The 12075-nt window shown below is 59.7% G+C and carries 10 protein-coding genes; 4 read left to right on the top strand and 6 right to left on the bottom strand.

From position 1 onward, the window contains the following. On the bottom strand, positions 1 to 650 hold a 650-nt coding region (locus VFN25_RS01020), incomplete at its 3' end, for a polysaccharide deacetylase family protein (protein WP_325137873.1). 136 nt (positions 651 to 786) lie between these two features. On the opposite strand from VFN25_RS01020, the gene VFN25_RS01015 reads away from it, so the two are divergent. The 4 genes from VFN25_RS01015 to VFN25_RS01000 all read left to right on the top strand — a co-directional run bounded on the left by VFN25_RS01015 (position 787) and on the right by VFN25_RS01000 (position 5866). Further along, positions 787 to 1959 carry an acyl-CoA dehydrogenase family protein gene (locus VFN25_RS01015; protein ID WP_325137871.1) on the top strand — a complete coding sequence of 391 codons (1173 nt, stop codon included), beginning with the start codon at positions 787 to 789 and terminating at the stop codon, positions 1957 to 1959. A gap of 60 nt (positions 1960 to 2019) precedes the next feature. Beyond that, positions 2020 to 2568: a pilin gene (locus tag VFN25_RS01010; protein ID WP_325137868.1), complete on the top strand. Its 549-nt coding sequence runs from the start codon at positions 2020 to 2022 to the stop codon at positions 2566 to 2568. 95 nt (positions 2569 to 2663) lie between these two features. After that, on the top strand, positions 2664 to 4952 hold the full coding sequence (locus VFN25_RS01005) for a thiamine pyrophosphate-dependent enzyme (protein ID WP_325137866.1): 2289 nt from the start codon (positions 2664 to 2666) through the stop codon (positions 4950 to 4952). 20 nt (positions 4953 to 4972) lie between these two features. Beyond that, positions 4973 to 5866 carry an adenylate/guanylate cyclase domain-containing protein gene (locus VFN25_RS01000; protein WP_325137864.1) on the top strand — a complete coding sequence of 298 codons (894 nt, stop codon included), beginning with the start codon at positions 4973 to 4975 and terminating at the stop codon, positions 5864 to 5866. 216 nt (positions 5867 to 6082) lie between these two features. Here the strand turns inward: VFN25_RS01000 and VFN25_RS00995 are convergent, their stop codons facing one another. From VFN25_RS00995 to VFN25_RS00975, 5 genes are all read right to left on the bottom strand, one after another. Then, on the bottom strand, positions 6083 to 7495 hold the full coding sequence (locus VFN25_RS00995) for a DUF1501 domain-containing protein (RefSeq protein ID WP_325137862.1): 1413 nt from the start codon (positions 7493 to 7495) through the stop codon (positions 6083 to 6085). An 11-nt stretch (positions 7496 to 7506) separates the two neighbouring features. Further along, entirely contained in the window at positions 7507 to 9327 is a 1821-nt protein-coding gene (locus VFN25_RS00990) for a DUF1800 domain-containing protein (protein WP_325137859.1), read from the bottom strand. Positions 9328 to 9511: 184 nt separating this feature from the next. Further along, entirely contained in the window at positions 9512 to 10576 is a 1065-nt protein-coding gene (murB, locus tag VFN25_RS00985; RefSeq protein WP_325137858.1) for a UDP-N-acetylmuramate dehydrogenase, read from the bottom strand. After that, a complete protein-coding gene (locus VFN25_RS00980) occupies positions 10573 to 11607 on the bottom strand; it encodes a quinone-dependent dihydroorotate dehydrogenase (protein WP_325137856.1) in 1035 nt (344 codons plus the stop codon). The genes murB and VFN25_RS00980 overlap by 4 nt, the downstream gene beginning before the upstream one ends. A 3-nt stretch (positions 11608 to 11610) precedes the next feature. Beyond that, positions 11611 to 11892 carry a DUF4190 domain-containing protein gene (locus VFN25_RS00975; protein ID WP_325137854.1) on the bottom strand — a complete coding sequence of 94 codons (282 nt, stop codon included), beginning with the start codon at positions 11890 to 11892 and terminating at the stop codon, positions 11611 to 11613. Positions 11893 to 12075 lie beyond the last annotated feature (183 nt).

Below are 12075 nucleotides of genomic sequence, written 5' to 3'. Positions count from 1 at the left end.
TAAGGAGGCACCTCGCTGAACGGATAGCAGAAGATGCGCGTTCGGCGGGGTGCGATTCGGCTGTCGATGAAATGCGTGGCCGCGGTGATTTCCTGCCGTGCACGAATTTCGTTGTTGACGTCGAGAAACGAGCCGCGTGGCATGCCGTCCACGCCGGGCATCGATAGTGCCGGGTGGTTGTGATCCCAGCTGTGGTTCTCGATTGCCATCAAGCCGGAATCCAGAGCTGCCTGCCACCAGTCATCGCTCATCCAGCCCTTGCCGATCAGACAGGCCTTGTCGATCTGATCCCTGGCCTCGGGTGAGGCGATGACGAACGAAGTCAAGTGCAGATCCGCTTGCGCCTGGCTGCCGCGCTCGGCAATGAAATCGAGCAGGCAGTGGTAGAGGCTGCGCTGGATGCCGTGATCGGGGTGCTGCAGATCGTGGAAATCAAAGTCGGATCCGTCGTCGCAGGTCAGCGCGACGCAACCCTCGAGATCACGCTTGGCGACTCCGGTGAGCTGATCGACAACCCAGTGCAAGGGCACGATGCGCAGCCCCAGATCATCGATCTGGCGCAGATCGGCAGCGAACGCAACATGATCATTGCTGGCGTAGTCGTTGCCGGAAATATTGACCGCGTGATAGGCGAGAACGGGTATGCGCATGGGTATTTGGAGGCTGGCGGGGCCGTCAGCATAGGGTCCGCCACGAGCATCGCCAAGTGTGCGATGGCGTTTCGCGGTGTCCGCAATGCGCGTGGACGTCTACAATAGCCTGCTTTGCCACTCCCGGAACCCTCTCATGGCTGCCACACCCCTCAATCCCGTCGATCTTTACGATGTCCGTTCCCTGCTGACCGAAGAAGAGCAGGCTGTGCAGGATACGGTGGCGCGCTTCACCGATGAGCGCGTGATTCCGATCATCGGCGACTGCTTTGACAAGGCCATCTTTCCGAAAGAGCTGATTCCGGAAATGGCTGAACTCGGCCTGCTTGGTTCGAGTCTGCCGGCCGAATACGGTGGAGCCGGCATGAATGCGGTCAGCTACGGCCTGATCTGCCAGGAGCTGGAGCGCGGTGATTCGGGTATTCGCAGCTTCGCCTCGGTGCAATCCTCGCTGTGCATGCATCCGATTTATGCCTACGGTACTGAAGAGCAGCGCAAGCGCTGGTTGCCGGATATGGCCGCAGGCAAGGTCATTGGCTGCTTTGGCCTGACCGAGCCGCAAGGCGGATCCGATCCGGCCAGCATGAAAACGAATGCGAAGAAAGATGGCTCGGACTGGATCATCAATGGTTCCAAGATGTGGATCACCAACGGCAACCTGGCGGACATCGCGATCGTCTGGGCATTGACCGATGAAGGTATCCAGGGTTTTGTCATCGAGAAGGATTTCCCGGGTTACACCGCTCAGGAGATCCACAAGAAGATGAGCCTGCGTGCCTCGGTCACCTCGGCTCTGTACTTCGACAACGTGCGTGTGCCGGAAGCCAACCGCTTGCCGAACGTGAAGGGCCTCAAGGGTCCGCTCGGCTGTCTGACCCAGGCCCGCTACGGGATCACCTGGGGTCCGATTGGTGCGGCGATCGCCTGTTTCAGCGAGGTTCTCGAATATTCGAAGAATCGCATCCTGTTCAAGCAGCCGATCGCCTCGCGCCAGGCCGTCCAGCTCAAGCTGGCCGACATGGCCCGACGCATCACCACGGCGCAGTTGCTGTCCTTGCAACTGGGTCGCTTGAAAGATGCAGGCACCATGCAACCGACTCAGGTCTCGCTGGCCAAGTGGAACAACTGCCGGATGGCCATCGATATCGCCCGCGAAGCACGTGACATCCTCGGCGGCGCCGGCATCACCACCGAGCATTGCCCGATCCGACACGCGCTGAATCTGGAATCGGTGATCACCTACGAAGGTACCGAAACCGTGCATCAGCTTGTGGTTGGACGTGAAGTCACCGGCATCAATGCGTTTTGACTCTGATTGCGATGTTGCTTCCATCGTTTTGCAAATCATCAGTCTCAACAGGAAATTGACATGCGCCATGCCCTGATAACCGTGATCGCCTCGTTTGTTGGCGTCATCGCGGCCTTGTTCGCGTTCTATTCGTATCGCGATGCCGAGGAGTCGCGTGCGCGTGCGGCAAGCGATGCGGACCAACAGGCGCGCATCGAGCAGGGCCGCAATCTGGTCGAGCAAACCATCGCCGATGAGCGTGCCGCGGCAGCGATTCGCAACGATATCGCGGCCATCAGTTCGGCGAGAGCGGCAATCACCGAAAGCTACATGAACACAGGGCGCATGCCGGCATCGAATGCCGAGGCGGGTTTGCCCGAGCCCGAAAAGTACAAGGGGCAGAGCCTGCAATCCATGACCATCAGTGACGGCGGACGGATTCTGCTCAGCTTCGACGCCGCCTCTGGCGTTGATGGCGGCATGATCGAGTGGCTGCCGGATCCGGGGGGCATCGAATCGATGGGTTTGCAATGGCACTGCCAGACGCATGACTACCCGATGATTACGCGCATCGTGCCTTCCTGCGAATATGTGCCCGCCGGAAAAGCCGAGATCCGGGCGAAGCGGTGAGTCGTCGCTGCTGGGGGCCAGCAATGCCCCAAAGAGTTCGGCAGCGCGCGCCCGGACAGATACAATAGCGGTTTAACCAACTCCCGATTCCGTCCATGGCTGCTGTCACTTCCGCTCAGCGTCCGCCCATTGCGGCCCGTCACCGGGGCCTCAATCGTGCCGATATCTGCGATCAGAACTTTATCGAGTATGTGCGTGACTGGGATGGACCGGTCCGTTCCGCACCGGCAATGGATGAGGCGGTATTGCCTGGCAGCGCTTGCAGCGCCGAGGCATTTCTGGATTTGTTTGAATCGCAACTGATCTCGCGCCATCTGGACTTGATGGCACGGGTGCTGCGCGTGCGCAACAAGGTCTTCTACACGATCGGATCAAGCGGTCACGAAGGCAATGCACTGGTTGCGCGGCTGACCCGGCACACCGACCCGGCGTTCCTGCACTACCGTTCGGGTGCGTTCATGGCCGAGCGCTTCCGCAAGTTGCCGGGCATGGATCCGATCCTGGATTCGGCCTTGTCTTTCGCGGCGAGCAAGGATGATCCGGCTTCCGGCGGGCGCCACAAGGTCTGGGGTTCAAAGCCGCTTTGGGTCTTGCCGCAAACCTCAACCATCGCCTCACACCTGCCCAAGGCTCTCGGCACCGCGCTGGCCATCGAGCAGGCTCCGCGACTCGGCCATGAGCTGCCGATTCCGAATGATTCAATTGCCATCTGTTCGTTCGGCGATGCCTCGTCGAATCACGCCACGGCACAGACCGCATTCAACGCGGCGGGCTGGACCTCCTACCAGAAGCTGCCTGCGCCGGTACTGTTCGTCTGCGAAGACAACGGCATCGGCATTTCGGTGAAATCACCCGGCGGCTGGATCGAACGAAACTTCAGTGAGCGACGTGACCTCGACTATTTCTATGCCGATGGTCTCGATGTGGCGGCGGGCTATGCCGATGTCGCGCGCGCGGTCGAGCATTGCCGGCGTACGCGCCGACCAACTTTCCTGCATCTGCGCACGACGCGGATCATGGGTCACGCCGGTACCGATTTTGAAATCGAGTGGCGCAGTATCGAGGAGCTGGTCGCCGTCGAGGCGGGCGATCCCTTGCTGAGGACTGCCGCGATTGCGCTTGAATCCGGCCTGCTCGGCAAGGACGAATTGCTGGCCCGTTACGAGACGATCCGGGCCAATTGCTTTGCCGCGGCCGACGATGCCGATCACCGGCCCAAGCTGGAGAAGCTCGAAGACATCGTTGCACCGCTGGCGCCGTACTCGCCGGATCGGGTCAAGGCTGAAGCCGAGCGCAGTGACTATCTCGAAAAGCGCCTCGACATCTTCGGCGGTGAACAAAAGCTGCCGGAAAACCTGCCGCCAAGACACCTCGCAATCCAGATCAACCAGGCGCTGCACGACCTGTTCTGCAAATATCCGGAAGCCCTGATGTTCGGCGAGGATATCGCCCAGAAGGGTGGTGTCTACACCGTGACCAAGGGCATGCACAAGGCATTCCGCAACAAGCGCGTGTTCAATACCCTGCTCGATGAAACCACCATTCTTGGTCTCGCCCAGGGCTACGCGAACATGGGCTTGTTGCCGATTCCGGAAATCCAGTACCTGGCCTATCTGCACAATGCCGCGGACCAGATTCGCGGTGAGGCGGCATCGTTGCAGTTCTTCTCCAACGACCAGTACCGCAACCCGATGGTGGTGCGGATTGCCGGCCTTGGTTACCAGAAAGGATTCGGCGGGCATTTCCACAACGACAATTCGATGACCGCCTTGCGCGATATCCCGGGTCTGGTCGTCGGATGTCCGAGCCGCGGTGATGATGCGGCGATGATGCTGCGAACGCTGACCGCGTTGGCCAAGGTGGATGGCCGGGTCAGCGTCTTCCTCGAACCCATCGCGTTGTACATGACCAAGGATTTGTACGCGGCCGGCGACGGCCAGTGGCTGTTTCCGTATCCGCCGACAGACCAGTCGATGGCTCTTGGTGAGGGCCGCGTGTATTCGCAGGAAGCTGATGATCTGGTCATTTTCAGCTATGGCAACGGCATACCGATGAGTCTGCGTGCGGCGCGTGAGATCGAGGTGAAGCACGGCTGGAAAGTGCGTGTGGTCGATCTGCGCTGGCTGGTGCCGCTCAACGAGTCGTTCATCGCCGAACAGGCGCGTGATGCCCGTCGCATCATTGTCGTTGACGAAGGGCGCCACAGTGCGGGTGTCGGCGAGGGAGTCATTACCGCAATCGTCGAGGCTGGCTTTGGCTCCAAGCCATTGAAACGCGTGGTCGGTGCCGATACCTTCACGCCGCTGGCGGGAGCAGCTCTGGCCGTGCTGCCTGCGGATTCTGATATTGTCACGGCTGCCGCTGATCTGGAGCCTGTTCACTGAATGACTTATGATCCAACGCAATGAGTAAGAATTCCACGCTGACCATCCTTTTCGCTGATGTTTCCGGCAGCACCAAGCTGTTCGAACTGCGCGGCAATGTCGCGGCACGTGACATCATTGCAGCGGTACTCAATGCATTGACCGAAGTGGCCCATCGTCATGGTGGCAAGCTGATCAAGACGATCGGCGACGAAATCATGTGCACGTTTCCAGGTGCTGTCCAGGGCCTGCTCGCGTCTACCGACATGCAGCGACGCATGAAATCCGACGTCGCCTTCGTGCAGGACAACATCGGCATCCGTATCGGCCTGCATCATGGCGAAGCTCTGGTCGAGGAAAACGATGTGTTTGGTGACGCGGTCAATGTTGCCGCGCGCATGGCTGCAATCGCCAAGCGTGACCAGATCGTGGCCACGGCAAGCACCTCACTCAAGATCACCAACACGGCCGGTGTCCGTGTGCGCTCGATCGGTACGGCTCGCGTTGCCGGAAAGCTGCTGCCGATCGAGATTGTCGATGTCATGTGGCAGGAAGATATTTCCCACGTCACCACCGTGCAGCGCGTCGTCCAGTTCACCAAGACCCAGCGCGTTGTCCTCAATCTGCGTTTTCTTGATCGCGAATTCCATATCGACGAGTTGTCCGACCCGTTCACCCTCGGTCGTGAGGAAAGCCACACCCTGACGATCGAGTCCGATTGGGTATCACGCGACCACGCCATGATCGAGTGGAAGAAGGGACATTTCATCCTCACCGATCGCTCGACCAATGGCACCTGGGTCAAAATCGGCAACGAGGAGTTTCTCGTCCACCGCGATGTCTACCCCCTGCGCCGCAGCGGCACCATCAGCCTCGGCCAGTCACACGTGGCCGAAGGCGGAAATTTGCTGCATTTCGAGTGTGGGGAGGCCTGAAAGGCCGGGAGTGGGGATTGGGAAATAGGGAGTCGGAAATCAAAAGCTCGCGATCCCGCAACCCGTAGTCCGCAACCCGCTTTCTGTAGGAGCTCGTTCACGGGCGAGGCAACTCGCTGGTATGGCGTTACAACTCGCGCTTGAAGGCGCTCCTGCACCTTGGCGAGAAAGCCGCGTTTCGCTCCTTCCACTCCCCACTCCCGACTCCCGCTCCTTCTACTCAAAGCCACTCGCAAATAGCGAGTCGTAGCCTGTCGGGAGCAGGTCGGGGCCCTGGAAGATGCCCATTGGCGTGTATCCCGAGTAGCCTGGGAAGACGTAGTAGATGTTGGGGTTGGCCATGCGCCGGATCAGGGCTTCGGAGATGATGCGCCGGTAGTCGGTGGTGACCGCGACATCGGTGCCCTGATAGAGATCTGCATTGGCCAGACCCGGGAAATTGCCATAAATCTGGCCGCCATTGACTGAGCCGCCGAGCGCCAACATCACGTTGCCATAGCCGTGATCGGTGCCGCTATCGGCATTTTCAACCACCCGCCGCCCGAACTCGCTGACCACGATCAAGCTCGTCCTCTGCATGAGGTTGCCGGATGAACTGTTGGCCAGGTCGGTGTAGAACGCGCTCAGCCCTTGCGAAAGGCTTTCGACCTGGTTGCCGAAGTAATCGTAACTGTTGGTCGGATTGCCCTGGCCGACATGAGTGTCCCAGCCGCCGAGGTCGATGGTGGCCACACGCATGCCAAGATCGCTTTTGATCAACTGGGCGATATTGCGCAACTGACTGCCAAAGCTGCTGTTGTAGTTCAGGCTGTAGTTGGCACCGCCAGATGGTTGATAGCCCCCTGGGTTGCTGCCCGCGTTGTACAGACCGAAATTGATCGGACGCAACAGATCGAGCGAAGCGAGGGTCTCGACGCCGGCGCTTTCGAGCTGGGTGGCATTGCTGTTCCACAGATCGTGCATGCGTGAGACCGCACCAACCAGGCCATAGGCCGGATCATCATCTTCCCACGACCCATTGAATCCATCGAGACGGAAATCCGACGCGCTGTTCATCGTGATTGCATCCGATGAACCGAGCAGGCTGCTGGCGGTGATATTGCCCAGCGAAGTAGCCGGCAACGGCACGACGGAGGGCAGTCCGCCACTGGCCAGATGCCGGGTTAGCCAGCCGACGTTGTTGCCGGTGCCGCCACCAAAGCCGAACTCGAGATTGGCCTGAGCATCGAAGTGGCTGCGGATGACCGGCTCCGGCTGGGCCTGGCCGGCGGCGACGATGAAAGCCAGATGATTGGCGTTGTAAAGTGCGCGCAATCCGCTGGCACGAGGGTGCAGTGCCCAGTTTGTGCCGTTGAGGGACAGTGCGGCACCATTTCCGGAAACCGGAATACGCGTATTGTTTCGGGCAGACTCGTAATCCGCGCGATGCGGGCTGCTCGCACCCGGCGGCAAAAGGCTCAGTCCATCCATCGCGCCGCGCAGGAAAACCACCACGAGTGTGTCGTTGGTCGCCGCGGCAGGTGCGAAATCGGTTGGTGCGAAGTAAGCGAGGGCCTGGCTGCTGGTTCCGGCGGCGAGCGTCGCAACGGTGCAGGTCTTGAGGAAATCGCGTCGATCAATATGGGTCATCTCGGTGCTCCTCAGCGGCGCAGGAATTCGGGGCTGCACAGGATCAGACTGACAGCGGTGCGCAGGCGGGTTTGGGTGTAATGCTCGGACAGGTTGGACTTTTTCCAGTTATTCGTGCTGAGATCAATGAGCGCATCGGCGGCCACGTTCTGGCGGAAGAAATCTACGGCGACCGTACGAACCGGTTCAGGACGGTAGCCGAGGATGCGATCGCACCAATAGCCGATGACATTCGTGGAGCTCAGCAGATTCGAACCCAGTGCGGATATCGTCTGACCCTGGATGTCGATCAGGAACGGATGGGAGCTGTTGTAGCTCTCGGTCTGGTGCATCTCGAGCAGGCGCGGCAGCATGCGCAGGGTCATGCCGAGTGTGCCCGTGCTTGACCAGGCTACCGGATCATCGGGATAGCCGTTCGGCGCCGGCCAGTAGAACAGCTTGTGGCCGGCCGCCTGCAGACGACCCATGAATTCCTCGGTGGGTGTGTAGATGCTGCTGTTGTAGTCGGGTTTCGGCGTGAAATCCGCACCGGTCCCGCGCAATGCGCTGACAGCGCTGAGCGCAGGACGTTTCATGCCGGTGCCCCAGCTGGTTTTGAACTCGTTTGATTGCAGGATTGCTCTGAGCACCTGGGCAATCTGGTCGTTATCGTCCGAGGCCTGGATGAATGTTGCCGTGGCGCTGTCAATCAATGTGGAGGAAGGATTGCTGCCGACAAAGCGCTTGCAAATCTTGGTGACCACATGGCGCGCGGTGCGCGGATGGCGAGCGAGCATGTCGAACAGGTTCTCGCCGTCGGTTTGTCCCTGCGAGGCGGGAAAATAGCGGGCAAGAATGCGCTTGACGCCTTGGTCGTGGGCCGTTGAATTGTAGGCAAACTCGCCGAGTGGTCTGCCGTTGATCGGATCGTATGGCCACGTCGATCCGGAAATTGTCCAGCCGGTCAGCGCGCGCGCAGCTTCGTACACGTCGTCGTCGACATACTTGAGGCGCTCTTTCTTGCCGTCGACTGGGGAGTAGAAATAGCCAAGCTCATCGATTGCAGGTGGGTTGTCGGGATCTTGGACGATACCGCCGTAGTTCTCGGCGCCCATGGTGTGCAACTCGAACAGTTCACGTGCGTAGTTCTCGTTCGGATGCCCGGCCTCACTCGAGTACAGATCAAGCATGTACATCATCGAGGCCGATTTGCCCACTTCCTCAAGCATCGTGCGGAAATTGCCGAATACAAACGGTCTTATCGCCAGCCGATCAAAGGCTGGAAACATCGGTCCGCCGTCGTAATCCCAACCAAACACACTGAAATGGTCGTGCCAGAAATCGACCATGACTTCGAACAACTGGCGCTGGCTGTAGGTCTGCCGGATCACCGTCATGCTCTCGGTTTCGGCGATCGGCTTCATGCGCAGCGAATAGTCGTTGGTCACCGAATGATGATCAGTCCAGAGCTGATTGGGCGTCTTGTTCAAGGTGACGAAACCCGCGCTGGCGACGCGCGCATCGCAGGTGCTGTCATTGATCAGAGCCGGATCGAGCTGGCGATTGACCCAGGCAGTCCAGCGCGCGTTGTCGTTGCCACCCAAAGCATTGAAAGCGCTCAGTTCGGCATAGGTATAGCCAAACGTGCAGCGTGTCAGCCAACGCACCGGTGCGGGTGGAAAACTCAACGCGGCGGGGCTTTGCGGCAGGTCCTTGGGCAGAAAGCCATTGCGCCCAGGGCGGCGCTTGGAGAGGCCCGGATCAATATCCTCGACTCCGGCACTGCTGAACAAGGCGTTGAACAAACGACGACGCGAGGCGATGAAGGCGATACTGGCAGGGGCAGCGGCCATGGAATGAACTCCGAGTGACGTTTTAGGCAATCTGGAACTGCTTGCGCCCTCAATTCACGGATTCGGGCGTGAAAGCAGATGCCAGTTCATCACAAACCAGTCTTGCCGAATGTGACGGATCTCCCGTGAAATCAATGGCTTTACGCCGTTTGGCGGTTCGAGCGAGTAAATGTTCCGGTCGCTGCTACAGCACCAGTGGCTCGGGCTCGAGGAGGACGCCGAAGCGTTCCAGTACGGCTTTTCGAATGCACTCGGCCAGTGACCAGATCTCGCTGCCCGTGGCCTTGCCACGATTGATCAACACCAGAGCATGTTGTTCCGAAACCGCTGCATGTCCTTGCTGCAAGCCTTTGAAATTGCAGGATTCAATCAGCCATGCCGCCGAAAGTTTCGTGAGCGAATCTTCGCTTTTCCAGGCCGGCATCGACGGGTTTTCGCGGCGTAACCTGTCGGCAAGTTCCTGTTCGACCAGCGGGTTTTTGAAAAAACTGCCGGCGTTGCCGACCACGGCCGGATTGGGCAACTTGCGCGTTCGCAATCGCGAGATCGCTTCGGCGACACTGGAGGCGGTTGGTATATCCACACCCAGGCTGTCGAGCTCCTCACGAACGCCCGCGTAGTCGATCTGCAGCTCGCGCTGGCGTGGCAGCAGGAATTCGACGGCGGTGACGATGTACCGGTCGCGCTCGTGCTTGAACAGCGAATCCCGATAGGCGAATGCACACTCGGCGTTGTTCAGGCGTATCAGCTGATCGGATTGGCGATCCCAGGCTTCAACGACATCGATAAATTCGCGCACCTCCGTGCCATAGGCACCGATATTCTGGATCGGTGCAGCGCCGACCGTGCCCGGAATCAGGATGAGGTTTTCGAGGCCGCGCAAACCGCGCGCCAACGACCAGCGTACGAAATCGTTCCAGTTTTCACCCGCTTCGACGCGCACGCGGACGGCGTTTCCGTCATCTTCAAGAATGTTGATGCCAAGGGCGGCCATTGAAAGGACGACCCCCGGCCAGTCGCGTGTAAACAGGATATTGCTGCCTTCGCCGAGGACCAGCAGCGGGCCATTCCTGATCATGGCAAAGCCAAACAGTTCGGCCAGGGCGTCGGTCTTGCGCACATCGACAAGCAGGTTCGCGCGAGCTGGCACTCGAAAGGTATTGCGACCTTCCAGCGAAGCATTTTCGACAATCGTGTAGCCGACACCTTCAGCGATGGCTGAGGGGACCTGGTAGCGCTTTTCGCTCACGCCGCTTTCCGCGCGGGCAGGGCGCGAATCGCATCAACCGATTCGCCGATCAATGCCGGACCGCGATAGACCATGCCGGTGTAAAACTGCACAAGACGGGCACCGGCCTCGATTTTGGTGGCGGCATCGGCACCGCTGAAAATGCCGCCGACGCCGACCAGTGGCAGCTTGCCATCAAGCCGTTCGGCCATGCCACGCAGCACTTCTGTTGATTTTTCGAATACCGGTTTTCCCGACAATCCGCCTGCTTCATTGGCGTGGCGATGCCCTGCCACGGCATTGCGGTCAATGGTTGTGTTCGTGCAGATCAAGCCATCGATGGAACTCGCCAGCAGTACGTCGGCGATTGAATCGAGTTCGGTTTCGCCTAGGTCGGGTGCGATCTTGAGCAGGATCGGTTTGCGCTTTCCATGCTTTGCCGCATGCCGTTCGCCGGCTGCACAGATCTCGCCAATGAAGCGACGCAGGGTTTCCTCTTCCTGCAGATCGCGCAGTCCCCGGGTATTCGGCGAGGAGATATTGACCGTGACATAGTTGGCGCGCGCGTAGACGCGCTCGAGGCAAAACAGATAGTCGTCGATTGCCTTCTCGTTCGGCGTGTCCTTGTTCTTGCCAATATTGATTCCGAGTACGCCATCGAAACGCGCGCGCTCGGCATTCGCCACCAGCGCATCGACACCGCCGTTGTTGAAACCCAGTCGGTTGATGACGGCATCGTGCTCGGGCAGGCGGAACATGCGCGGCTTCGGATTACCGGGCTGCGCCCGTGGTGTCGTCGTGCCGACCTCGATAAAGCCGAAACCGAGCGACGCCAGCGCGTCAATGTGCGCGGCGTTCTTGTCGAGGCCAGCAGCGAGGCCGACCGGGTTCGGGAATTCAATGCCGAATGCCGAGGTCTTCAACGGCTTGGGCCGCGTTGCGAGCAGCGGATTCAAGCCGGTCCGGTACGCGGTTTCAATCGCTGTCAGCGAAATGTCATGCGCACGTTCGGCATCAAGGCAGAACAGTAGCGATCGGGCGAGGTTGTACATCGATCAATGCCAACCGGCCAAGCCGAAACCGAGAAAGAGAATGCCAATCAGGAAAAGGACGCCAAGCACGCACAAGGCCAGTTGGGCGTAACCGAGGATCAATCCGGCAATCGCCATGCCATCGCCATCGATCGTGCCAGGTGGCATGCGGCGGATCTCGCCGCGCGCGACATGGCCGCAGATCACCGCAACAAGTGCGCCGATGAAAGGCACGAGGACCCAGCTGAGGATGCCGAAAACAAGGCTGGTAATCGCGGTGCCGCTGGTACGTACAGGTTGATTCATGAGTTCCTCCGGGCTGCCAGTTTACGGTGCGGTGCGGAACCGTCAACGAGGATGCTGCAAGGAGGTTGATGAAGCGGGGGGATAGGGGCATGAAGCCGACCGGCGGAACCCGCGGCACAGTGAGGAAGAATCCATGGGAACCCGGCGCGGCTGGCGATGCCGGAGGTTATCGCTGCTTCGATG

It is taken from the genome of Dokdonella sp. (assembly GCF_035703485.1).
Taxonomy (GTDB): Bacteria; Pseudomonadota; Gammaproteobacteria; order Xanthomonadales; family Rhodanobacteraceae; genus Dokdonella.
The sequence above is the reverse complement of the archived record's forward strand: the minus strand, read 5'-3'. Positions and strand labels throughout refer to the sequence as shown.

Bases quoted from the DNA above. Each gene is read 5' to 3' on its own strand.
- VFN25_RS01015 (WP_325137871.1), top strand. From the start codon at position 787: ATGGCTGCCACACCCCTCAATCCCGTCGATCTTTACGATGTCCGTTCC.
- VFN25_RS01010 (WP_325137868.1), top strand. From the start codon at position 2,020: ATGCGCCATGCCCTGATAACCGTGATCGCCTCGTTTGTTGGCGTCATC.
- VFN25_RS01005 (WP_325137866.1), top strand. From the start codon at position 2,664: ATGGCTGCTGTCACTTCCGCTCAGCGTCCGCCCATTGCGGCCCGTCAC.
- VFN25_RS01000 (WP_325137864.1), top strand. From the start codon at position 4,973: ATGAGTAAGAATTCCACGCTGACCATCCTTTTCGCTGATGTTTCCGGC.
- VFN25_RS00995 (WP_325137862.1), bottom strand. From the start codon at position 7,495: ATGACCCATATTGATCGACGCGATTTCCTCAAGACCTGCACCGTTGCG.
- VFN25_RS00990 (WP_325137859.1), bottom strand. From the start codon at position 9,327: ATGGCCGCTGCCCCTGCCAGTATCGCCTTCATCGCCTCGCGTCGTCGT.
- VFN25_RS00980 (WP_325137856.1), bottom strand. From the start codon at position 11,607: ATGTACAACCTCGCCCGATCGCTACTGTTCTGCCTTGATGCCGAACGT.
- VFN25_RS00975 (WP_325137854.1), bottom strand. From the start codon at position 11,892: ATGAATCAACCTGTACGTACCAGCGGCACCGCGATTACCAGCCTTGTT.